Raw genomic sequence first — 23228 nt, 5'->3', positions numbered from 1 at the left:
TAACCAGAAAGACCATGCTGCAATTAGAAACGAAAGGGACCCGAGGAAGGAGAGTGAAGGAGCAGGAGCAGCTGGCCCTGGCCAACGAAAAGCTGCAGCGGTTCCAGGACCAGCTGAGCCAAAACCTACAGACGCTCTTAGACGAGGTGGTGGCGCTGGGAGCTAAGATGGAGGCCAACGCAGCCAAAGACGGAAAATTGGTGAGCGCGAATTATAAACGATTGAAAGTACAGGCCGAGCTGTTGGCCCGCAACCTGGAGAAACTGCGCACTGCCTAGAAAGCTTCCGTTTTCCTTGAAAGCGAGTGAGCGTTTAGAGTCCGTTTCTGTAAAACGGCCCCTAAACGCTCACTTGTTTTTTCTACCTTGGAGGTTATTTGTTGAAGAAGTTCATGGTGCGCTCCAGCCCAATGGTCCCGAAGGAAAGGCTCATCTCGGCGGCTTTCTCAATGTGCGTCTGCAGGTCAATCTGCTCATCGGCGGAGAAGGGGCTCAGTACATAGTCCACCTGACGGCCCTTGGAGAACTGAGAGTCCACGCCAAACCGCAGCCGCGGATATTCATTGTGGCCCAAGGTCTCCTCGATGTGTTTGAGGCCGTTGTGACCGCCGGCGCTTCCTTTGGCGCGCATCCTCAGTTTGCCGAAGGGCAGCGCCAGGTCATCGGTGATCACCAGCATCTGCTGGGCCGGAATCTTCAGAACGCTCAGCCAATGGGCCACGGCTTTGCCGCTCAGGTTCATGTAGGTGGTGGGCTTTACCAGCGTAAAGTGCTTGCCTTTGGTTTTGAACTCCGTCACAAACGAGTGGCGGCCGGTGTCAAAGGAGACCTCATGCTTTTTGGCCAGGTGATCCAACACCATAAACCCGATGTTGTGCCGCGTATCTGCGTATTCCGGGCCGATGTTGCCCAGGCCCACAAGTAAGTATTTCATATCAGTTGGAGTGTTTTCTGTTGGCTCAGTAGGCTCTTTTTGGCCAAGCCAGTTGAGGAAACGTGTAAACATCCTGCAAAGGTAAGGGCTGCCACGTTTTGGGGCTAATTTTTAGAGAATAGGCATAAAACGGAAGTTACCACTAAATAGCCGCCAGACCTTTCTCCAGGTCTGCGATGAGTTCCTGCGCATCCTCTATCCCCACGGATAACCGAATCAGGCCTACGGTGATGCCCATTTTTTCCTGTTGTTCCTGGGTGAGGCCGCGATGGGAGGTGCCCAACGGGTAAGAAATGGAGGTAGTGACCCCAGCCAGTGACGGCGCGAATGGAATGTGCGACAAGGCTTTCATGAAACGGTTCACGGCCTCCGTCTCATCCGCGATTCTGAAGGACAGCATGCCGCCGTATAGGCCGTTGCCTTGCTTTTGCGCGAGGTCGTGCTGCGGGTGCTCGGCCAAGCCCGGATAGAAAACGGCCTGCACTTTGGGGTGCTGCTGCAGGAACTGGGCCACGGCCAAACCGTTGGCGGAGTGCTCCCGCATTCTGAGCTTAAGCGTTTTCAGGCCGCGAGCCGCTAGCCAACTCTCAAACGGACTCAGGTTCAGGCCCCAGGTGCGCATGATTTGGGCGGCCCGGGCAGCGTCTTCGGCTTCTTTGGCTATTAGTACACCTGCTGTCACGTCACTGTGCCCGGATAGGTATTTGGTCACACTGTGGATCACCAAATCGGCACCCAGTTCCAGCGGACGAGTAATCACCGGCGAAGCGAAGGTGTTGTCCACCACTAGTTTTATGCCCTTAGCTTGGCACTTTTGCGCTAGTTGGGCCAGATCCATCACCATCATCATGGGGTTGCTGATGGTCTCGGCTAAGAACAGTTTGGTGTTTTCGCGCACGTAGCCGGCAAGCGAGTAAGTATCAGCGGTAGGCACGTAAGTCACCTCCACACCTAATCGACTGAGTTCATTGGAGAGCAGGGAAGAGGAGCCTCCGTAGATCTCCTCGGCGCAGAGTACGTGGTCTCCGGCTTTGGCGTACACCAGCACCGCCGTCAGAATCGCCGACATGCCCGAGGAGGTAGCCACTGCGCCTTGCCCATGTTCCAGTTTGTTTACTTCCTGGGCCAATTCTTCGCTGTTGGGGTTGCCGTAGCGGGTGTACATGTAATGCTGGCCAGGCTCCTGGAAGTAAGCTTCCAATGCGTTCAGGTCCTCAAAGGTGAACACGGATGTCTGGTAAATGGGGGTGATCTTTGGCGATATGGACACGAAACTGATGGTTAATTGTTGGTTGCTAGTTGTTGGTTGTCATGCCTGAGTGATTGGTGCTTCGGTTAAAAACAACAAACGATGGGCAATCAACAATCCTAAAGGTAAGCAGAAAGGAGTGAAAGTAGGAAGCGCGCTTTGGGCTTGTTTTCAGAAAAACAGCCTAAAAGCAAAAGCCCGCCTTCTGCAGAGAAGAACGGGCTTTTTAAATGGAAAACAGGAAATCTTAGGCGGTTACGGCTTCGGCCAGGACAATGATCTTGTTGTCTAGCACTTCCACAACTCCCCCGTCAATCTGGAACACCACTTGAGTACCGGTGGCAGGCGTGATGCGTACCGCTCCGTTGGCCAGGGCACTGATGAGGGCGGCGTGGTTGTTCAACACCTCAAACCCACCATTGATGCCCGGAAACTTAACCGAGGTTACGTCGCCTTCAAATACTCTTCTATCTGGGGTAATGATTTCTAAATACATCTGTTAATGTGCTAATTGGCTAATGTGCTAGTGTGCTAATTTCTAACATCAGCACATTAACACATTAGCACATTAAAACTATTTCGCTTCGGCCATCATTTTCTGACCTTTGGCAACGGCGTCTTCAATGGTACCCACCAAGTTGAAGGCTGCCTCAGGCAGGTTGTCATGCAGACCGTCCATGATTTCGTTGAATCCGCGGATGGTGTCTTTGATGTCAACCAACACACCTTTCAAGCCAGTGAACTGCTCGGCTACGTGGAATGGCTGAGACAAGAAACGCTGCACACGACGCGCTCTGTGTACGACCAATTTATCTTCTTCAGATAATTCGTCCATACCCAAGATAGCGATGATGTCTTGCAATTCTTTGTAACGCTGCAGGATCTCTTTTACGCGCTGGGCAGTGTTGTAGTGCTCAGCACCTACTACGTCAGCGGTCAAGATACGGGACGTAGAATCCAGAGGGTCTACCGCAGGGTAGATACCAAGCTCAGAGATTTTACGGGAAAGTACGGTTGTAGCATCCAAGTGAGCGAAAGTTGTCGCTGGAGCCGGGTCAGTCAAGTCATCCGCAGGTACGTAAACGGCCTGTACAGACGTGATGGAACCACGCTTAGTAGACGTGATACGCTCTTGCATGGCACCCATTTCCGTAGCCAAAGTTGGCTGGTAACCTACCGCAGATGGCATACGACCCAAAAGGGCCGATACCTCAGAACCTGCCTGGGTGAAACGGAAGATGTTGTCAATGAAGAACAGGATGTCACGGCCAGAACCGGTACCGTCACCATCGCGGAAAGACTCAGCAATGGTCAAACCAGACAAGGCCACACGGGCACGCGCCCCTGGCGGCTCGTTCATCTGACCGAACACGAAGGTAGCTTTAGAGTCTTTCAACGCATTGGCGTCAACTTTAGAAAGATCCCATCCGCCGTGCTCCATAGACTCCATGAACTCGTCACCGTATTTCACGATGCCAGATTCAATCATCTCACGCAGCAAGTCATTTCCTTCGCGGGTACGCTCACCCACACCGGCAAACACAGAAAGACCACCGTGGCCTTTGGCGATGTTGTTGATCAACTCCTGGATCAATACGGTTTTACCTACCCCGGCACCCCCGAACAAACCAATTTTACCACCTTTAGAATAGGGCTCAATCAGGTCAATTACTTTGATACCGGTATATAATACCTCAGAAGAAGTAGAAAGATCCTCGAAACGTGGCGCGTTGCGGTGGATAGGCAGGTCTACCAAGCTGGCAGGCTGCGGAATACCATCAATGGCATCGCCAATTACGTTGAACAGACGGCCTAGCACGTTGTCGCCGGTAGGCATTGAGATAGGAGCCGCAAGGTCAGTTACTTCCATGCCACGGGTTAAGCCTTCGGTGGCGTCCATCGCGATGGTACGCACGCGGTCTTCGCCTAAGTGCTGCTGAGTTTCCAGTACCACGCGGGCACCGTTCTCTTTCACCACTACCAGGGCATCCATGATGTTGGGCAACTTAGAATTCTCACCCGAGAAGCTTACGTCCACTACCGGACCGATCACCTGGGTAATTCTGCCAATATTCGCCATTTGGTTGGTTTATAATTATTTAGATAGATACAGTTCTCAATCAGGCTGCAAAAATAGGGCATTCTATCCTCATTTCCATAGAAGTACCTAAAAAGTTTTGGATGTAACGTGCCTTTCTGAGTGTTTTATTCTTGCCTCTGTTTAGAGGCTGATTTCCGCAAAACAGCCCCGAAACGCTTTTCTGCCTGTCCTTAATAAGGACTCATTTTCCGTTTTTGCCTTGCTTTTAGGAAACCCGCCGAAAAACGATGTGAAAAGATGGCAGTGCCTTGTAAAAGAAATCTTTATTTTTGCCCTGTCTTACCAAATCCATATCCGTCTTGGAAACCCAGACCCTGACTACTGTAGAGACCGCCCAGAAATTGGGCCTCCTGCCCGAAGAATTCGATCGTATCAAAGAAATACTGGGCCGCACGCCCAATTTCACCGAGCTCAGCATCTTCTCTGTGATGTGGTCTGAGCACTGCTCCTACAAAAACTCCATTGTCTGGCTCAAGACTCTGCCCAAAGACTCTCCGCGCATGCTGGCCAAAGCCGGTGAGGAGAATGCCGGTCTGGTAGACATTGGCGGAGGTCTAGCCTGCTCTTTTAAAATAGAGTCACACAACCACCCATCGGCGCTGGAGCCTTACCAGGGCGCAGCCACCGGCGTGGGCGGGATCAACCGTGATATCTTCACCATGGGTGCCCGGCCTATCGCGCAGCTGAACTCCCTGCGCTTCGGGAACCCGAACTCAGATAAAACCAAGCGCCTTTTGAGAGGTGTGGTAAAAGGGATCGGGGATTACGGCAATGCCTTCGGTATCCCAACGGTGGGCGGCGAGCTGTTCTTTGATGACTGCTACAACGTGAACCCGCTGGTAAACGCCTTCTCAGCGGGTATTGTGGAGGTGGGTAAAACCGCCAGCGCCACTTCGCACGGAGCCGGAAACCCGGTGTTCATCATCGGGGCGGCTACCGGTAAGGATGGTATCCACGGCGCAGCCTTCGCGTCTAAAGACATCACCGAGGACTCGGTGAACGACTTGCCGTCTGTACAGGTGGGTGACCCGTTCCAGGAGAAACTGCTTTTAGAGGCTACTTTGGAAATTCTGGCCACCAACCGCGTGATTGGCATGCAGGACATGGGTGCGGCCGGTATCACCTGCTCTACCTCAGAAATGAGCGCCAAAGGCGAGAGCGGCATGGAAATCTGGCTGGACAAAGTACCTACCCGCCAGGCCAACATGCAGCCGTTTGAGATCCTTCTTTCCGAGAGCCAGGAACGGATGCTGGTGGTGATGGAGAAAGGTGCCGAGGACCTTATTCATCAGATCTGCGACAAGTGGGATATGTCCTGCGCCCAGATCGGCGAGGTAACCGACTCCAAGCGCCTGCGCTATTACGTGAAAGGTGAGCTGGTAGCCGATGTACCTGCCGAAGACCTTGTATTAGGCGGTGGTGCCCCTGTCTATCATAGAGAGTACCGCGAGCCAGCCTACTATGCAGAAGCGAAGAAATTCTCCATTGACTCTGTACAAGAGCCAACCAACTACAAAGAAGTAGCCGAGTTCCTGGCCACGCACCCCAACATCGCTTCTAAGCGCTGGGTGTACAAGCAGTATGACTCCATGATCGGCACGTCCACCTTGACCACCAACCGTCCTGCCGACGCCGGCATTGTGAAAGTGAAAGGTTCTGACAAGGCCATCGCCATCACCGTGGACTGCAACAGCCGCTACGTGAACGCTGATCCAGAGGAAGGTACCGCCATTGCGGTGGCCGAGGCAGCCCGTAACATTGTGTGTGCCGGCGGCGAGCCCGTGGCCATCACCAACTGCCTCAACTTCGGGAACCCGTACGTGCCGGAGGTGTACTGGCAGTTTGTAGGCGCCATCAAAGGCATGGGCAAAGCCTGTACCGCTTTCGGGACGCCGGTGACCGGTGGGAACGTGAGCTTCTACAACCAGTCTTCCGACGAAGGTCCGGTGTTCCCAACGCCAACCATAGGCATGCTGGGGATTGTGGAAGACAAATCCAAAACCATGACGCTGGCTTTCCAGAACGAGGGAGACGCCATTTACCTTTTGGGAGATGCCGCCAATGACATCGCCTCCAGTGAGTATCTGTATTCTTATCACCAGGTGAAATTGTCTCCGGCCCCGGCCTTTGACATGGAGAAAGAGTTGGTGCTGCAGAAAACAGTGAAATCCCTGATTGATCAGTCGCTCATCCAGTCGGCCCACGACTGCGCCGATGGTGGTCTGTACATCACCTTGCTGGAGTCTGCCATGCCTAAGGAGCTTGGGTTTACCATTTCTACCGATTCATCTTTCCGGAAGGATGCCTATTTATTTGGTGAGAGCCAGAGCCGCGTGGTGGTGAGCGTAAGCCCCGCCCAGCAGGAGGCGTTTGAGAACTTGGTGGCTGGTAACGGCCTGACTTTCAAAAAAATTGGTGAAGTGACTGCCCGCTACTGCGAGGTGGACGGTGAGGTTTTCCATGCCATTCAGGTCATCAAAAACAGCTATGACACCGCCCTGGAGCGGATTATGGAATAAATTTTTTGAAAAATTTTCGCCTGGTGTATTGCGCTGAATAAATTCTTTTCTACCTTTGCAACACCAAACGACAACAACAGGTTGTCAGCGGAGATTGTCCGATGGTGTAACTGGCAACACGTCTGATTTTGGTTCAGAAGAGTCCAGGTTCGAAACCTGGTCGGACAACTTAAAACCTCTGTTTCTGCAAAGAGACAGAGGTTTTTTGCTTTTACATCCTTTGGTTCTGCGACTAGAATATGGCGGGTCAGACCTGTTCTGGGTAAATTATTGAATTTGAGTGTGTTTGGAAAAGGGTTATAAAACAGCGGTCTCAGTAATTGTACTGTCAAGTTCCTGAAAAAGTACCTCTTATTTTTTGCGTACTTGGTTTGAGCCTACCAAAATTAGGAGTAATTTTGCGACTTCATTCGGCAACCCTCTTTTCCCCATGAGCCCAACGGTAAAGATTTTCTCCGGAACAAATTCGCGGTATTTCGCTGAACAGGTAGCCGCCGCTTACGGTCTGCCTTTAGGTGACTTAACGGTGCAGCACTTCTCAGATGGCGAGATCTCAGTTCACTTCAATGAGTCTGTTCGTGGCTGCGAGGTGTTTCTGATCCAGTCCACGTTTCCGCCCGCAGACAACCTCATGGAGCTCATGCTGCTGGTAGATGCGGCCAAACGGGCCTCAGCGCATAAAGTAATTGTGGTGATGCCGTACTACGGTTACGCCCGCCAGGACAGAAAAGATAAGCCGAGGGTCTCCATTGGAGCCAAAGTGATGGCCAACGCCATCCAGTGCGTAGGAGCTGACCGTCTTATGACCTGCGACTTGCACGCCGGTCAGATCCAGGGCTTCTTTGACATACCGGTGGACCATCTGGACGGATCGGCCATTTTTGTGCCTTATCTGCGCAGCCTGGATTTAGGGCAAGATCTGATCTTCGCCTCACCGGACGTGGGAGGGGTGGTAAGAACAAGAAGCTTTGCCAAGGTATTTGGGGTGGAGATGGTCGTTTGCGACAAGCACCGGAAGCGTGCCAACGAGATCGCCTCTATGCAGGTGATTGGCGATGTGGACGGCATGGACGTGGTGCTGGTAGATGACCTGGTAGACACCGCCGGAACTATTACCAAAGCCGCCGAGTTGTTGCGTGACAAAGGCGCGAAAAGCGTGCGGGCCATTGCTACCCACGGCGTATTGTCTGGTCCGGCTATTGACCGCATTGAGAATTCAGTCTTGGAGGAACTGGTGATTTCAGACACTATTCCGTTGAAGCGTCAGTCTTCTAAGATCAAAGTCCTGACCTTCTCAGACCTGTTTGCCCGGGCCATCAGCAACGTGGTAACCCATGATTCCATCAGCTCCCTGTTTATCTAGTTGCTGATTGATATTAAGAGAAGGCTAGTGGCTATCCTCTAGGATCTTCTTCAAAAGCGTTTTTTCATTTTTTATTTATATTCATTTTTATGCAAAGCTTAGAGATTATAGGGTTTAAAAGAGCAAATCTCGGTAAATCCGAAGCCAAAGCGCTTCGTGAGGAAGCTCAAGTTCCATGCGTGTTGTACGGCGGTGCTGAGCAAGTTCATTTCTCATCGCCTGCTATCCTGTTCCGTGACCTGGTGTACTCTCCGGAGGTTTACCAAGTGGACCTGAACATTGAAGGCACGCACTACAAAGCCATCATGCAAGACCTGCAGTTCCACCCAGTAAACGAAATGTTGCTGCACGTGGACTTCCTGTTACTGCAAGACGAGAAAGAAGTGAAAGTTGATGTGCCGGTACGTTTCACTGGTACTTCTCCAGGGGTTATGGCCGGTGGTAAACTGGTGACCAAACTACGTAAACTGCGCGTGAAAGCACTTCCTGCTAACCTGCCAGATTCAATTGCGGTTGACATCTCTGACCTGGAGTTGGGTAAGTCTATCAAAGTGAACAAAATCACTCCTGAGAACTACGCTATCCTGACCAACCCACTTTCACCAGTGGCTACAGTAACTATCCCAAGAGCCCTGAAAAGCGCTCAGACAGAGGAGAAAAAAGGCAAGAAATAGTCTGTTGCTTCTTAAAGTCTTTGGAAATCCTGTTCTGCCTTCGGCGGGACAGGATTTCCTGTTTTAAGGCCTTTTTGCTAAAAACGGTCCTAAAACTTAGAGAAGCCAACCCTTGTAGTTGTCCTGTGGTGAGCGTCGCATCGTTTTTGGCTCCTTTTCCTGAAATCAGCCCTGAAACGCTTTTTTGATAGTATCGGCTATTCGCTCCTGGTCTGAGGGGGTGAGGCTAGAGCCCGAAGGAAGGCACAGCCCGCGGGCGAACAGGTCATCGCTCACGTAATCGCCGAAGTAGTCGCAGGATTGGTAGAGCGGTTGCCGGTGCATGGGTTGCCAAAGCGGACGGCTTTCAATATTGGCGGTTAACAGGTGCTGGCGCAGGACCTCAGGAGTCATAGAGCTACCTTTCTTGATAGTGAAGCAGCTGAGCCAGCGGTTCGAAAAAAAGCCTTCCGGCTCTGCGTGCCATTCCAGTTCTGTCACCTCCTGCAGCAATTCCTGGTAGTTGGCAAACACCTTTCTCCTTTGTCGCACCCTTTCCTCTAATACCTCCAACTGTCCCCGCCCAATGCCCGCGCTGATGTTGCTCATACGGTAATTGTAGCCCATGGTAGTGTGATGATAGTACGGCAGATCGTCTTTGGCCTGCATGGCCAGCCAGCGGGCCTGTTCCACCAAAGTGGGGTCAGAAGACACCAGAGCGCCGCCGCCTGAAGTGGTGATGATCTTGTTTCCGTTGAAGGAGAAAACCCCCAATTCCCCGAAAGTACCCAATAAACGGCCGTGGTATCTGGAGCCGAGGGCTTCGGCAGCGTCTTCAATGATGGGCACTCCGTAATGCTGGGCAAGTTCCTGAATTTCCTTCATCCGGGAGGGCATGCCGTAGAGATGCACCAGCATGAGGGCTTTAGGAATTCTGCCTTTCTTGTGGCGGTCCTGCAAAGCGGCCTCCAACGCTTTGGGGCAAAGGTTCCAGGTAGTCGCCTCGCTTTCTATGAGCACGGGCGTGGCGCCCACGTAGCGGATGGGGTTGGTGCTGGCCACAAAGGTGAACGTAGAGCAAAGGACTTCATCGCCGGGCCCAACGCCTAGGGCCAGCAAAGCCAGATGCAGCGCAGCGGTGCCCGATGCCAAAGCAGCCGCAGCGGGTACTCCTGTGTAGCTGGCCAGCTCCTGCTCAAAGCCGTTCACGTTGGCGCCAGCCGTGGTAATCCAATTCTGGTCAAAAGCCTGTTGCACAAAATGCTGTTCCCTGCCGCCCATGTGCGGGGGCGAGAGGTAAATGAATTCTCCTTTTTGGCTCATGCCGTCTGTTTAATGATGCGGGCCGGGACCCCCACGGCGGTGCAGTAACTGGGCAGATCCTCGTTCACCACCGCGCCCGCGCCGATGATGGTGAAGTCCCCCACTTTTTTGTTCTGTAAAATAGTACTGTTGGTGCCGCCATACACGCCCGCGCCCAAGCGTACACAGCCGCTTACCGCCACCTGCGGCATCAGGGAGCAGAAATCGCCCAGGACTGCATCATGCCCAATGGTACAGGCCAGGTTCAGCAGCACGTGCCGGCCTAGGGTTACGTTGTTCGTAAGAATGCAGTTCTGGCAAATGATGGTGCCTTCCCCAAAGTGGTTTTTCTGCTCGGGGTTGCACAGCACCGAGGGGTGCACCAATACCGGGAATTTCAATAAGGGGCTCAGCAACCGGTCGGCTACGTCTGTCTTGGCGGCGCAGTTTCCTATGGCAATGGCCACGCACAGCGGGGTCTCGGTGTCGTTCAGGTGGTCTACAGTGCCCAGGTAGGGGTAACCGCAGATGGTGGGGTGGGCAGAAGGGGCATCGTCATAGAACCCCACAATCTCCCATTTGGGCGTGGCCTGGTTTATCTGCAGCAGAAGCATGAGCACCTCGCGGCCCAATCCGCCGGCACCTACAATAGCGATTCTTTGTTTAACGGTATTCATGTGGAAGAGGAGTTGGAGGAGCCGGTGAAGCGCTCCATGGTGGCTGTGCCCGGGGCCGAGATGCCTTCGGGTTTAAACAAATGCTTTATGGTGCGCCATAAAACCAGCAGATCAACCCGTAGAGACACATGCTCCACGTACCATATGTCATAAGCGAATTTCTCTTCCCAGTCCAATAGATTACGGCCGTTTACCTGGGCCCAACCCGTAATGCCGGGTTTTACATCGTGCCGGCGCGCCTGCTCGGGGGAGTACAGCGGTAGGTACTCCATGAGCAGCGGCCGCGGCCCTACAATGCTCATCTCACCTTGTAACACGTTAATCAACTGAGGTAGTTCGTCCAGGGAAGTTTTGCGGATGAATTTCCCCAGCGGGGTGAGGCGCTGGGCATCGGGGAGAAGGTTTCCATGCAGGTCCCGTGCCTGGGTCATGGTCACGAATTTATAGAACCCAAACGGCTTGCCGTGCAGGCCCGGGCGCTGCTGCCGGAACAAAACCTGCCCGTTGAAACCCACCCACAGAACCCCCGCCACCAACACCATCACGGGCCACAGCAGGAGCAGCGCGCTCCCGGCCAGCAGAAGGTCTAGAGAACGTTTCCCGTAAGGCAGATAAGCCATAGAACAGCGTAAAGAATTAAAGGAGCTTTGAAATCAGGGTGGGGCCTGAACGTTTTATTCTGTTTCGGGCCTGGTTTCTGTAAAACAGCCCTGAAACGAAAGTACGATTCTCTGCGCAGATTCTGTTAATTTGCGCGCATGATTCAATTCCCGAACGCGAAGATAAACCTTGGATTGCAATTGGTGGCGAAGCGCCCGGATGGGTTCCATAACCTGGTTTCCTGCTTTCTGCCCGTGGGCTGGACCGATGCCCTGGAGATTCTGCCCGCACAGGGAGAGGCCTCTTTCACGCTCTCGGGATTGCCGGTGCCAGGCGCGCCCACCGCTAATCTCTGCTGGAAAGCCTACGAACTTTTGCGCCGGGATTTTGAACTGCCTGCCATTCAGATGCACCTGCACAAGGTCATTCCCATGGGAGCGGGTCTGGGCGGTGGCTCCGCCGATGCCGCTTTCACGCTCAAACTCCTGAACCAGCAATTCAACCTGAACCTCGCAGAGGATGCCTTGGAAAACTACGCCCGGCAACTGGGCAGTGACTGCGCGTTTTTCATCAAAAACCAGACGGTGCTGGCGCTGGAGAAAGGCGATGTGTTTGAACCTATTGGCTTGAATTTGAAAGGCTGGCACCTGCTGCTGGTCTATCCCAGCCTGGCCATCAGTACTGCTGAGGCTTATGCCGGAGTTTCGCCCCGATTTCCGGAAAAGAGCCTTAAAACGCTTCTGGCCCAGGATATCTCAACCTGGAAAAACGAGGTGGTGAATGACTTTGAGGCGAGCCTGTTCCCCAAGTACCCGGTGCTGTCTAACCTGAAGGCACAACTGTACCAAATGGGCGCGGTGTACGCGTCTATGTCAGGCTCGGGGTCAACGATGTACGGATTGTTCCAAACGGCGCCAGAATGGCCACTGCCTTTCCCGGAGGATTACTCAGTTTGGCAGGGCGTCCTTTAGACGATTCTGTCGCCGGTTGATCACACTCTCCAGAATGGGGTGCAGAAACACGCTGAACAGGATAATCGCCGCCCCATAGTAAAAGCCCGCCGACATCTGCTCGCCTTCCTTGAAGATGAAAAAGGCCAGCAAAATGCCATACACCGGCTCCAGGTTCACGGTAAGGTTCATGGTGTAGGCGCTGAATTTGTGCATGAGGCGCACAGCCGCCGTGTACGCGTACACCGTGCAGACCAAAGCCAGCACCCCAATACTTAGCACATCCACCCAGGTAAGGCCCAGTTGCAGTTCGCCGGTATCGGTCATGAACTGGCGGTAAAACGGAAAGAACAGGCAGGTGGCTAGCCAGGCTCCGGCCATTTCATAGCAGGTGATGGTGGTAGCCGCATGCTGTTTGGTGAGTTTGCTGTTGATGATGGTGAAACAAGAGGCCAGAAACGCCGATACTACCGCCATGGAGATACCCACCGCATGGTCAAATTCAAACCGGAAGATGACGTACAGGCCCACCATAATTAGCAGTGCCAGGGCTACCTCATGCGGCCGTATTTTCTTGTTCGTGAAGATGGGTTCCAGGATGGAGGTCCAGAGGCTGGACGTAGCCATGCCCGCCAAACAGATAGACACCGAGGCCACCCGCGCCGAGGCGAAGAACAGAATCCAGTGCGCCGCAATCAGGAACCCCACCCCCAAGATTTTGGCAATATTCCGCCGGCCAATCCGGAAGGATTGTTTCTTCAGCCTGATGACCACCGCCAGCGCCACCGACGCCAAGATCGTCCGGTAAAACACCAGCTCCACCGCCGGGATAGAGATGAATTTTCCCAGAATGGCCGTAAAACCCCACAGCAGAATGATAAAGTGAAGTTCCAGGAAATCTTTGAGGCGAGGGGTTTGCAAGGGAAAAAGAAGTTAAGAATGGATTCCAGGTGGAATATCAGATAAGGTGTTTCGGGGCTGTTTTGGTTGAAACAGCCCCGAAACACCTTTCTTTTTGTAGCTAGTATGTGACTCCTCTTTCTAAACAGGGCAAGGGGCACACAGCGGGAGGATTATTAGCGGGGAACAGTTCGGTAGAGGACAACACCGATCACGGTGAACACGGCCAGCGGTACAAAGGCGGCCAGTTGCGGCGGAATTCCGCCTACGGAGGCCAGACTTCGGCTCATCATCACGAAGATGATGAAGATAAAGGCCAGCACAAACCCCAAGGCAATCTGCAGACCCACGCCGCCGCGCACTTTGCGCGAACTCAGAATCACACCGATAATCGTCAAAACCGTGATGGCGAAGGGATAGCTCATGCGCTCGTATTTCTCGGTCATGTACATCTCCACATCGGTGGCGCCGCGCAGGATTTTCTCGTCAATGAGCTTGTTCAGCTCGGCGTTGGTGAGGGTCTCTTTGAGGCGGTAGGTACTGGCGAAGTCTTTGGGCAATAGGTTAAGCGTAGTGTCAATGGCGCCGCCGTTGAAGACCGTTTCCTTGTCACCGTTAAAGGTGCGCAAGGTGTAGCTGTCCATGTGCCACTTCTGCTTCGTGCTATCCCAGCGGATGGATTCCGAGGAAAGCTTTCTGATGAGTTCCTGCTTTCTGATCGTTTCCAGGGTGAATTTGTAGCCCACATCGGCGTGGTTGTTATAGCTCTCCAGGTAGACGTAAGAGTCTGGCCCAATCCTAAAGTGCACGTTGCGGCCCTCGAAGGTATAAGGGTTCTTCACATACTTGATCTCGAAGGCCACCCGCGTTTTGTTGGCCGTAGGAATCACGTACGAGGCGAAAAAGAAGATGAAAATTCCAATAACGATTGACCCGATGATGTAAGGCACCAACATCCGCTTGAAGGAAACCCCGCTGCTCAGAATGGCCACGATCTCGGTGTGCGACGCCAGCTTGGCCGTCACAAACACCGTGGCAATGAACACCGTGATGGGGCTCAGCATGTTGATGTAGTGCGGGATCATATTCATGTAATAATCTACCAGAATGATCTTCACGGAGAGGTTATGCTGAATGAAGTCATCATTCTTCTCCACGAAGTCAATCACGCAGATCACCGCAATCAAGATAATCACCACAAACACAAACGTGGTCAGGAACTTCTTGAGGATGTAATTATCTAATAGTTTCAGTTTCACGGATCTTCAGCTCCTGATTATAACCTTGTCATCAATTTCTTCACCATCTCCTCTTTCCAGGCCCTAAACGTACCGGCAATGATCTGCTCGCGCGCCTGGCCCACGAGCCACAGGTAGAAGGTGATGTTGTGCACGCTGGCAATCTGGGCTCCCAGCATCTCGGTGGCATGCATGAGGTGGCGTAGATACGCCTTGGAGTAAAACGTGCTCACGTAGCCGCCCAGTTCCGCATCAATAGGGGAGAAGTCCTCTTTCCAGCGTTCGTTCCGGATGTTGATGATGCCTTGGGTGGTGAACAGCATGCCATTGCGCGCGTTGCGGGTAGGCAGCACACAGTCAAACATATCCACGCCCAGGGCGATGTTCTCCAGGATATTGGCTGGTGTGCCTACGCCCATGAGGTAACGCGGTTTGTCAGCGGGCAGTATGTCGCAGACCAGTTCGGTCATCTCGTACATCATCTCGGCAGGCTCGCCCACCGATAATCCACCGATGGCGTTTCCGGGCCTGTTTTTGGAAGCGATGGTCTCCGCGCTTTGAATGCGTAGGTCTTTATAGGTGCTGCCCTGCACAATAGGGAACAGCGTCTGCTCATAGCCGTACTTGCCCTGGGTAGAGTCAAAGCGGTCAATGCAGCGCTGGAGCCAGCGGTGCGTGCGCTCCATGGAATTGCGGGCGTAGTTGTAATCGCATGGGTACGGCGTACACTCATCGAAGGCCATGATGATATCCGCGCCGATGGTGCGCTGCGTGTCCATCACGTTCTCCGGGGTGAACAGGTGGGTGGAACCGTCAATGTGCGACCGGAACTTCACGCCGTCTTCAATGATCTTGCGCGTGCCTGAGAGCGAGAACACCTGGTACCCGCCGCTATCGGTGAGGATGGGCAAGTCCCAGCCGTTGAATTTGTGCAGGCCGCCGGCTTTCTCCAGCACGCCCAGACCCGGGCGCAGGTACAGGTGGTAGGTGTTGCCCAAGATGATCTGGGCTTTTACGTCTTCTTTGAGCTCGCGCTGGTGCACGGCCTTCACGGTGCCGGCGGTGCCCACCGGCATGAAAATAGGGGTTTGTATTTTGCCATGCGCGGTGGTCAACTCACCGGCGCGGGCCTTGGAAGCGGGATCTTTCGCTACTAAATCAAAGGTCATGTACAAGGGGTAAAGTGCTGGGGAAGCCTTCTTTATCAATAGGTCAGGTCACGGTAAAGCAACCCACGCTTCTCCAAACGGCAAAGATACAAACAACCTTTTGTTCTGCCGCTCTGCGGGTAGGCTGCGCATGAATATTTGTGCTATTTTTGGATTCAGTTTGCTCTTGCTTTGGACTACTCACTTCTTCTTTCTGCTTCTCTTCTCTATCTGCTGGTGGCCTGCGTGCTGGTGCAGTTGTTTTACGGGTTCTACTACTTTCTGCCGCTCTCTTTCCACCGCAGCCAGGAGGTGGCCCCTCCATCGGCTTTGCCGCCCTTGTCTATCCTGGTCTGCGCGCACAATGAGGTGGAGAACCTAAAGGAGCTGCTGCCGCTGCTGCTGGAGCAGGAATACCCGCAACCCGTGGAGATCATCATCATTGATGACCGCTCCTGGGACGGCTCCCACGTGCTGGTGAAAGAATATGAAATGGAGCACCCCCACGTAAGATTGCTGCGGGTAAAGGAAACCCCGGCGCTTATGAGCCCAAAAAAATACGCGCTTTTCTTGGGCATTAAAGCCGCTCAGTATGAGCACTTACTGCTCACCGATGCCGACTGCAGACCTCTGTCCAGGCATTGGGCGCAGTACATGGCCAGTGGATTTTTAGGGAAGAACGATATCATTTTGGGCGTTTCTCCGTATATGCAGATATATGGATTCTTAAATCATTTGATCCGTTATGAAACCTTCTTAACGGCGATGCAGTATCTGTCGTTTGCCAGGAAGGGCCAGGCGTATATGGGAGTGGGGAGAAATCTGGCGTATACCAAATCAACGTTTTTACGTAACAAAGGCTTTGCCTCCCATATAAGATCTTTGGGAGGGGACGATGATTTATTTGTGCAGGAAGCTGCCAAACACTCTGCCGTCCAGATTGTCATTGACCGTGGCGCCCAGACAAGCAGCACCCCGGAGACCCGGTGGCGCGACTGGTGGCGCCAGAAACGGAGACATTTGGCGGCAGGGCGGCAGTACCAGAAGAAGGAGCAGTTCAGACTCGGACTTTTTGTCTTGTCAAATGGGCTATTTTATGTAATATCACCCGTTCTTTTAGGTTTACAGTATCAACTGCTATGGGTTGGCCTCATTATTGGGGTGAGGTATGCCGGCCTCTACGGCACGTACCTCCCGGTGGCGCGCCGCCTGCAAGAACCTGTGAAGTGGTGGTTGCTGCCAATACTGGAACTGGGATATTACTTCAATTACATAGGGATCGGGATCTCTGTTTTAACGACTAAAAAGGTAAGATGGAAGTAAACAAACAATTCTCCGCGAAAGCGAAACACGATTTTAAACTGATCCAGTCAGCGGTGGAAGATGGGGATGAGAAGGCCTACGCTGAGCTGATGCAGATATACAAAAAGCCAGTTTACCACGTGGTGCTTAAAATGGTGCGCAACGCAGATGATGCGGAGGACCTGACCATTGAAGCTTTCGCGAAAGCCTTCCGTAACCTGCACAAATTCAACCCCGAGTACGCGTTCAGTACCTGGCTTTTCCGCATTGCCACGAACAACTGCATTGACTTCATCCGGAAGAACAAGATCAAGACCATGAGCATTGACTCGGCCATCAAGATCGACAACGGCGATGAGATCACCATTGATTTCAAAGACAACAACCTGAACCCGCAGGAGAGCGCCATCAAGAATCAGAAGATCGAGATCATGCAGTACATCGTGAGCAAACTGCCCGATAAGTACCAGCGCCTAGTAACGCTGCGCTACTTTGACGAGCTGTCTTACGAGGAGATCGCCACCGAACTCAGCGCCCCGCTCGGGACCGTAAAGGCCCAACTGCACCGCGCCCGCGAGTTGCTCTATGACATGGTGAAAAACAAGAAACACCTGATCTAGGATCAAGCGTGTTATAAGACTTTAAAATTGAAATGTTAGCAGAAAGCAGCCCATGTGGCTGCTTTCTGTGTTTTAAAGCTGTTTTGCAGAAAATAGGCCCAAAACACAAAACGTACATCCCGCAAGTTTGAGCGTAGCGGTAACTTGTGGGGCCATGTGGCCAGTTTGCAACTGGCTTTGACCATAATCAAGCAATATGTTTCGCTAGTTGCAAACTGGCTCTCCATGCTACTCCAAGTTACCGCTGCGCTCAAACTTGAAGTATGTTCCGTTTTTAGTTTCTTTTCCTGAAAACAGATCTAAAACGGAACAGACTCATTTTTAACTCAGGACCCAAGACTCAGGACTCCTTTCCTTATCTTTGAGCCTATGAACCCAACATCCGCCGATATCCTACTGCACTACTTCCCTGATCTTACTCAAGAGCAACAGCAACAATTTGCCCGTCTAGCGGAGCTGTACGTGGAGTGGAATTCCAAAATCAACGTGATTTCCCGCAAAGACATGGACAACCTGATGGTGAACCACCTGCTGCATTCCTTGGGAATTGCCAAAGTGGTGCAGTTCCCGGCGGGCTCTTCAGTGATGGATGTAGGAACCGGCGGTGGCTTGCCGGGTTTGCCCTTGGCCATCCTGTTCCCCGAGGTGAAGTTTCACCTGGTAGATTCCATCGGGAAGAAGATTCATGTGGTGCAGGAGATTGCCCAGGAACTGCGTCTGCACAACGTGAAAGCCACCCACACCCGCGCCGAGCAGGTGCACGAAAAGTATGATTTCATTGTGAGCCGCGCGGTGGCCCGTTTGGCTACTTTCTACCAGTGGATTCAGTTCAGCTACAAAAAGGAATCGGTGCCCGGCCAGGGGCTATACTACCTCAAAGGCGGCGACCTAACCGAGGAGTTGGCTGAGTCTGGTCTTTTGCATGAAGTGTTTGACCTGAGCAGCTATTTCCAGGAAGACTTCTTCGAGACGAAGAAGGTGGTGTACGTACCGCTGCATCCCACGGCTTAGGTGTTTTAGAGGCTGTTTTTGGAAAATCTTCCTCTAAACAGATTCTAGATAAAAGCAGAAGCCTCTTCATATGAAGAGGCTTCTGCTTTTACGTTCTTTCTAGTACCTCTTATGAAACGCCTTTTCTAGTTATGGCCATAGATTATTGTCTTTGCAAACTCAATAACACGGGCCATGTCAACTCCATTTTCCTGCTCTAAGAAGAGCGGATGGTCAGATTCAAGTAACTCAATAGAGGGAATAAGCCCGACCTCTTGGGTATACATCTTAACTTCTAATCCCAGAGTTTCTGGGTAGCATTCTAAGCTTGTTGCTAACTTTCCTGAATAAGGCTCTTGCAACATCCTGTTTTCTTCAAAGAGAGACTCATTTGCTTGTAAGAAGTCTGCCTCACTGATAGATACCCAAACATTCCAGGCAAAATATTCCTCTTTCTCTGATACCTTGATTCTAATTTGTCCTTTGTGATAAAACTCTTTCCCATCAATTACACAGAAATCCTGATTGAGTTCACTCCTTTCTTCTAACTCTTCCTCAGGTATATTAGAGTACTGGTATGGTGCCTGAGCACCATAAGCCATAGGGACATCTCTATGATATAGATCACAAACAGAGCAGTAGAATCCCATCTCCGCTAGTTCATCTTCCTCGTACTCAATCTTTGCAATTGTCCATTTTTCCGATTTACTGGTTCTAGTAGCTTTGTAACCAATAGGTACATCAGCTACTTGCAATAAAGTTTTATCTTTCATTATTATTTCTTCCAGAGAAACTACCATTGCAACCGTCAGAACATCCTCAAATAGATCATTCCCGAAAAATTGCCAATCTCCATCCAGTTCATGAGTGACTAATGTGATGAGCGACTGCTCTTTCATTACAAAAGTTGTTGTGAATACAGCCGTGTTATCAGGCTCCCTGAATTTCTTTTGTTTAAAGGCGAAGTTCATTTTCTAGTCCTATGATTGTGCCCTAGCTTATAACTTGAATAGGAAAGGCTTCTCTAGTCCGTCCACAAGATCCTTTCAGGATGACAATAGGAAGAACTCTGTTTCTGTAAACTGCTTGCTTCTTTACAATTTCAAAGTTTCACTTCTTTAATCAGGTTGTTAAATGATTTAGCTGTGTATATATAGCCGCCAATTCCAATTAGAGTAAAAAGCAGCGTTAATGCCCCATAAACGAGTAATGCGGCTTGGTCATAGGTAACTAAAGCATTAGTATCGAAGTAACGACCTTCTTCATTATACTCTAAGTTCAATCTTGAGGACCAAGTGATGCCAAAAAGAAGGGCTAAGACAGTAGAACCCAAAATGATGATCCAAAGGACGAATGACCTCATATTTATGGTAGCTTGGCTAGTGAAATCAAACTAGCTATTTAATTAACTCCACCTTCTCAATCCTATCCCCAATGTTCAACTGATGCACCACATCCATGCCTTTGATGACGCGGGCGAAGATGGTGTATTTGCCGTCAAGGTGCGGGGTGGGAGAGTGGGTGATAAACCATTGGCAGCTTTCGGTGTCTTTGCCCGCCGAGGCCATGCCTACGTAGCCTTCCAGGTAGTTCAGGTCCGCGAACTCGCTGCGGATGGCGTAGTCCGAGGAGCCCCAGCCATCGCCGCGGGGGCAGCCGCCCTGGGCCACGAAGTTAGGGACCACGCGGTGGTAATTCTTGCCATTGAAAAAGCCCTGCTCCAGCAACTCCACAAAATTGGCCACCGATCCGGGCGCATCTTCCACCAGCAGTTCAAAGGTGATCTCACCTTTAGACGTCATTAGGCGGGCCTTCTGATTTTTCTGCAGCTTGTTTACCGTGGTCCAGTTGATGGGATGGCTGAACGGGGTGGCTGGCGTTGGCGCTGAGGTTTTGCCCTCCAGGTAATCCAGGGTTTTCTGCAGTTCCAGGTACGTTTCTATGTCGCGGGGAAGGGTGAGTTTGTCGCGGGCCTGGGTCAGGAAAGAGCGGTCTGCATAGGCGTTCTTCAGGTTCAGGTCCGGGTTCCGGATGGCGCCTGCGGCAATCCCCACCATGGCCACATCGCCAGATTGGATGGCTTTCTGGAAAATCGAGTTGAAAACACCTGCTGCAGAAGTATCGAAGTTTTTCTGCCCTCTGATAGCCGCTAAGGCCTCCATACCCGCCGTGCTGATGGCTGGGTGAGGGGCCCCGAAGGTCTGCTGTTCAATGAACGGGTACTGGGCCGCATCTTTGCTGAGGGCCGTGAGCAAGGCCGCTTTCTCGTACGGGTTTTTCGCGGAGGCAAACCGCTCTTGAATCTGCTGGACTACCGGCTGCTTCTGCCCCGCAGAGGCCAGGGCAGCCCCGAACAAAGTGGCCCGTACGCGCCAGTCTTTCTGAACGTTGGCTGCTTCCAATAACCGTGCAGATTCTGTAGCGGGCGCTTTGGCGGTCAGGTACTCGGCAGCACTGAGGGCTACGAGCGGATGTTTGTCTAAGAGGGTGTTCCAGGCGGAGGCTTGTACCGCCTCGTAGGGCAATTGGTACAAAGGTCGCACGGCATTGATCCGGACGCGGTAATCAGGGTCTTTCCGTAGAACCGCATTGACTACAGGAGCCAGGCCTACGGTATCGGTCATTTTGCCTAAGGCCAGGGCCGCGGCCATGCGTACGTTGGCGCTGGGGTCTTGCTGAACTACTTTGAAAACCTGGGCTTTGGCCGGACTGGGGTCCAGTTTGGCGGTGCGGCCCAGAAAGTGCGCGGCACCTAAACGGGCTTCTTCCTGACCTGAGGTTAGCAAGGCCGCGGCTTTGGTGATGGCCCCCGTGTAGTTGAGTTTCCGTTGGCCGGCGCGGTAAAGGGCCCAGGCCTGCGCTGCCTCCATCTGCGGTTGTGCCGTGTACCTGGAGATCATGTCCAAGCCGTTCTGCGAGGCGCATTTGCCCCAAGCTTCCAGAATCTCGGCCCTCACCGGGATGTTCTGTTCCTGGTTATAGGCTTCCATGAGCGCCGGTTCTGCCGAGGCACTGCCTATCTGCCCCAAGGCATAGGCGCTGCCTTTCCGGACCTCAGGCTCAGGGTCTTTCAGGGCGGCTGCTAAAGCGGGAACCGCTGTGCTGTCCTGCACCGATCCGAAGGCCAGGACTGCCTCGCGGCGGTACATGGTCTCGGGGCGCTCCAGAAAGGCGAGCAGTTCCTGGGTTTTGCGTTCGTCCTGCAGGGTGTAGATTTTGCGCAGGGTGGCGTCGCTGAATTTATTCACGCCGTTTAGAGCACTTTGCTGGGCGGGCTGACGGCAGGCAACAGCCAACAAAAGCAAAGCAGCGGCGTTTCTGATCTGTTTTTTCATAAAGAGCACTTGAGCACGGAAGATACAAAACTGTCCTGAGTCTTCGGCATGGCCACCAGCCGGTAGAAAACGAAATGCCGTTTTTGCCCTGCTTTAATGAAAATGGGGGAGAAACGCAGAGCGATTGTCTTAAAAATGCAGACCTTTGCGCCCGTTATGATTACTGCTTCCCCCGCTACCACTACCTACTCGTTTCGTTTCTGGATGCTGTGCCTGAGCTCGTTTCTCTTTTCGGCTAGTTTCAACATGATCATCCCCGAGTTGCCCAACTTCCTCACCCACCTGGGCGGCGCCGATTACAAAGGCTACATCATCGGGTTGTTCACGCTCACCGCCGGGCTCTCGCGCCCGTTCAGCGGCAAACTCACCGATACCGTGGGCCGCTTGCCGGTCATGTATTTCGGGGTGGCCGTCTGTATTCTGTGTAGTCTGCTGTACCCGCTGCTCACCACCGTTTTTGCGTTTTTGCTCTTGCGGCTCATCCACGGATTTTCCACCGGGTTCACGCCTACCGGCGAAGCCGCCTACATCGCCGATATTGTACCACTGGAGCGGAGAGGCGCCGCCATCGGTATTTTCGGGTTGGCCGGAAGTCTGGGCTTGGCCGCCGGACCAGCCATTGGCGGAGAGTTCAGCCGGCATTTCTCTTTAGATGCGCTTTTCTATTCCTCGTCGGGGATGGCACTGCTTTCTATCCTAGTGCTGGTGAACCTGAAAGAGACCCTGCCCAATCCGCAGAAGTTCAGGACCGGGTTGCTGCGCATCAAGAAGGATGAGATTTTTGAGCCGCGGGTTTTGCCTACGTTCATTGTGATGCTGCTCACGCTGTCTTGCTACGGCGCCGTGCTCACCGTCACCCCAGATTTCAGCCAGCACCTGGGCATCCAGAACAAAGGGCTGTTCTTTACTTTCTACACCGTCTCTTCCATTGGCGTACGCTTCCTGGCCGGGAAAGCCTCTGATAAATACGGCCGCGTGCCCATTTTAAGAGTTTCCACACTCATGATGGCTGTGTCCATGGTGGTGCTTGGCTTGGCGGAAAACAAAGCTATGTTCTTAGGGGCGGCCGTCTTGTATGGTTTCGGGACAGGCATGAACTCGCCTACGCTGTACGCCTGGGCCATTGACCTAAGCCACCCAGATCGCCGCGGCCGCGCCATGGCCACCGTGTACATCGCCTTGGAAGCCGGTATCGGCATCGGGGCCTTCGCCTCCGGCTGGATTTACGGAAACGAGATCAGCGCTATTCCCTACGTGTTCTGGGGTGCCGCGGCCCTGTGTTTCCTGGCGTTCTTGTTCGTGATGATGGGCAAGTTTCAGAAAAGGGTAGAAGCTTGATTGTTTCAGG

22 protein-coding genes and 1 tRNA gene are annotated in these 23228 nt (G+C 52.7%); 10 read left to right on the top strand and 13 right to left on the bottom strand.

What is annotated here, in order from left to right; genetic code table 11:
• Positions 1 to 14 precede the first annotated feature (14 nt).
• Complete coding sequence (locus FOA19_RS02925; RefSeq protein WP_149089289.1) at positions 15 to 278, top strand: hypothetical protein; 264 nt, start codon at positions 15 to 17, stop codon at positions 276 to 278.
• A 94-nt stretch (positions 279 to 372) separates the two neighbouring features.
• On the opposite strand, the gene pth is transcribed toward FOA19_RS02925, so the two are convergent.
• The 4 genes from pth to atpD all read right to left on the bottom strand — a co-directional run bounded on the left by pth (position 373) and on the right by atpD (position 4262).
• Entirely contained in the window at positions 373 to 933 is a 561-nt protein-coding gene (pth, locus tag FOA19_RS02920) for an aminoacyl-tRNA hydrolase (protein ID WP_149089288.1), read from the bottom strand.
• A gap of 142 nt (positions 934 to 1075) precedes the next feature.
• Positions 1076 to 2203 (bottom strand): trans-sulfuration enzyme family protein, encoded by a 1128-nt coding sequence (locus tag FOA19_RS02915; protein WP_149089287.1) that lies wholly within the window; start codon positions 2201 to 2203, stop codon positions 1076 to 1078.
• Between the two features lie 226 nt (positions 2204 to 2429).
• On the bottom strand, positions 2430 to 2678 hold the full coding sequence (atpC, locus tag FOA19_RS02910) for an ATP synthase F1 subunit epsilon (protein ID WP_149089286.1): 249 nt from the start codon (positions 2676 to 2678) through the stop codon (positions 2430 to 2432).
• 78 nt (positions 2679 to 2756) lie between these two features.
• Positions 2757 to 4262, bottom strand: coding sequence for a F0F1 ATP synthase subunit beta (atpD, locus tag FOA19_RS02905; RefSeq protein WP_149089285.1), 1506 nt, complete (start codon positions 4260 to 4262; stop codon positions 2757 to 2759).
• Between the two features lie 320 nt (positions 4263 to 4582).
• Between atpD and purL the strand changes: the two genes are divergently transcribed.
• The 4 genes from purL to FOA19_RS02885 all read left to right on the top strand — a co-directional run bounded on the left by purL (position 4583) and on the right by FOA19_RS02885 (position 8839).
• Positions 4583 to 6802: a phosphoribosylformylglycinamidine synthase subunit PurL gene (purL, locus tag FOA19_RS02900; protein WP_149089284.1), complete on the top strand. Its 2220-nt coding sequence runs from the start codon at positions 4583 to 4585 to the stop codon at positions 6800 to 6802.
• 95 nt (positions 6803 to 6897) lie between these two features.
• Positions 6898 to 6970: transfer RNA gene (locus tag FOA19_RS02895), tRNA-Gln, on the top strand.
• 262 nt (positions 6971 to 7232) lie between these two features.
• Entirely contained in the window at positions 7233 to 8165 is a 933-nt protein-coding gene (locus FOA19_RS02890; RefSeq protein WP_149089283.1) for a ribose-phosphate pyrophosphokinase, read from the top strand.
• A gap of 89 nt (positions 8166 to 8254) precedes the next feature.
• Entirely contained in the window at positions 8255 to 8839 is a 585-nt protein-coding gene (locus FOA19_RS02885) for a 50S ribosomal protein L25/general stress protein Ctc (RefSeq protein ID WP_149089282.1), read from the top strand.
• 165 nt (positions 8840 to 9004) lie between these two features.
• Here the strand turns inward: FOA19_RS02885 and FOA19_RS02880 are convergent, their stop codons facing one another.
• The 3 genes from FOA19_RS02880 to FOA19_RS02870 are packed head-to-tail and all read right to left on the bottom strand — an operon-like array spanning position 9005 to position 11417.
• On the bottom strand, positions 9005 to 10141 hold the full coding sequence (locus FOA19_RS02880; RefSeq protein WP_149089281.1) for a DegT/DnrJ/EryC1/StrS family aminotransferase: 1137 nt from the start codon (positions 10139 to 10141) through the stop codon (positions 9005 to 9007).
• The gene (locus FOA19_RS02875) at positions 10138 to 10797 is read right to left on the bottom strand and encodes an acetyltransferase (protein WP_149089280.1); all 660 of its coding nucleotides are present in this window, start codon (positions 10795 to 10797) and stop codon (positions 10138 to 10140) included. The genes FOA19_RS02880 and FOA19_RS02875 overlap by 4 nt, the downstream gene beginning before the upstream one ends.
• A complete protein-coding gene (locus FOA19_RS02870; RefSeq protein ID WP_149089279.1) occupies positions 10794 to 11417 on the bottom strand; it encodes a sugar transferase in 624 nt (207 codons plus the stop codon). The genes FOA19_RS02875 and FOA19_RS02870 overlap by 4 nt, the downstream gene beginning before the upstream one ends.
• A gap of 138 nt (positions 11418 to 11555) precedes the next feature.
• Between FOA19_RS02870 and ispE the strand changes: the two genes are divergently transcribed.
• Positions 11556 to 12368 (top strand): 4-(cytidine 5'-diphospho)-2-C-methyl-D-erythritol kinase, encoded by an 813-nt coding sequence (gene ispE, locus FOA19_RS02865; RefSeq protein ID WP_149089278.1) that lies wholly within the window; start codon positions 11556 to 11558, stop codon positions 12366 to 12368.
• Here ispE and FOA19_RS02860 read toward each other — a convergent pair.
• From FOA19_RS02860 to tgt, 3 genes are all read right to left on the bottom strand, one after another.
• Positions 12345 to 13268 (bottom strand): DMT family transporter, encoded by a 924-nt coding sequence (locus tag FOA19_RS02860; protein ID WP_149089277.1) that lies wholly within the window; start codon positions 13266 to 13268, stop codon positions 12345 to 12347. The genes ispE and FOA19_RS02860 overlap by 24 nt on opposite strands.
• 155 nt (positions 13269 to 13423) lie before the next feature.
• The gene (locus FOA19_RS02855) at positions 13424 to 14500 is read right to left on the bottom strand and encodes an LptF/LptG family permease (RefSeq protein WP_149090462.1); all 1077 of its coding nucleotides are present in this window, start codon (positions 14498 to 14500) and stop codon (positions 13424 to 13426) included.
• 23 nt (positions 14501 to 14523) lie between these two features.
• Complete coding sequence (tgt, locus tag FOA19_RS02850; RefSeq protein ID WP_149089276.1) at positions 14524 to 15654, bottom strand: tRNA guanosine(34) transglycosylase Tgt; 1131 nt, start codon at positions 15652 to 15654, stop codon at positions 14524 to 14526.
• A gap of 171 nt (positions 15655 to 15825) precedes the next feature.
• Here tgt and FOA19_RS02845 point away from each other — a divergent pair, with 171 nt between their 5' ends.
• The 3 genes from FOA19_RS02845 (at position 15826) to rsmG (ending at position 18566) form a co-directional block, all read left to right on the top strand.
• Positions 15826 to 16956: a glycosyltransferase gene (locus FOA19_RS02845; protein WP_190300265.1), complete on the top strand. Its 1131-nt coding sequence runs from the start codon at positions 15826 to 15828 to the stop codon at positions 16954 to 16956.
• Positions 16947 to 17555 (top strand): RNA polymerase sigma factor, encoded by a 609-nt coding sequence (locus FOA19_RS02840; RefSeq protein WP_062542709.1) that lies wholly within the window; start codon positions 16947 to 16949, stop codon positions 17553 to 17555. The genes FOA19_RS02845 and FOA19_RS02840 overlap by 10 nt, the downstream gene beginning before the upstream one ends.
• 369 nt (positions 17556 to 17924) lie before the next feature.
• A complete protein-coding gene (gene rsmG, locus FOA19_RS02835) occupies positions 17925 to 18566 on the top strand; it encodes a 16S rRNA (guanine(527)-N(7))-methyltransferase RsmG (RefSeq protein ID WP_149089274.1) in 642 nt (213 codons plus the stop codon).
• 125 nt (positions 18567 to 18691) lie between these two features.
• Here rsmG and FOA19_RS02830 read toward each other — a convergent pair whose 3' ends face one another.
• The 3 genes from FOA19_RS02830 to FOA19_RS02820 form a co-directional block, all read right to left on the bottom strand.
• Positions 18692 to 19516 (bottom strand): DUF2199 domain-containing protein, encoded by an 825-nt coding sequence (locus tag FOA19_RS02830; protein WP_149089273.1) that lies wholly within the window; start codon positions 19514 to 19516, stop codon positions 18692 to 18694.
• A 131-nt stretch (positions 19517 to 19647) separates the two neighbouring features.
• Positions 19648 to 19908, bottom strand: coding sequence for a hypothetical protein (locus FOA19_RS02825; protein ID WP_149089272.1), 261 nt, complete (start codon positions 19906 to 19908; stop codon positions 19648 to 19650).
• 34 nt (positions 19909 to 19942) lie between these two features.
• Positions 19943 to 21880 carry a peptidylprolyl isomerase gene (locus FOA19_RS02820; protein ID WP_149089271.1) on the bottom strand — a complete coding sequence of 646 codons (1938 nt, stop codon included), beginning with the start codon at positions 21878 to 21880 and terminating at the stop codon, positions 19943 to 19945.
• Positions 21881 to 22036: 156 nt separating this feature from the next.
• On the opposite strand from FOA19_RS02820, the gene FOA19_RS02815 reads away from it, so the two are divergent.
• Positions 22037 to 23218, top strand: coding sequence for an MFS transporter (locus FOA19_RS02815; protein WP_149089270.1), 1182 nt, complete (start codon positions 22037 to 22039; stop codon positions 23216 to 23218).
• The last annotated feature ends 10 nt before the right edge of the window (positions 23219 to 23228 follow it).

This window comes from Rufibacter hautae, from assembly GCF_008271695.1.
Classification (GTDB): Bacteria; Bacteroidota; Bacteroidia; order Cytophagales; family Hymenobacteraceae; genus Nibribacter; species Nibribacter hautae.
The sequence above is the reverse complement of the archived record's forward strand: the minus strand, read 5'-3'. Positions and strand labels throughout refer to the sequence as shown.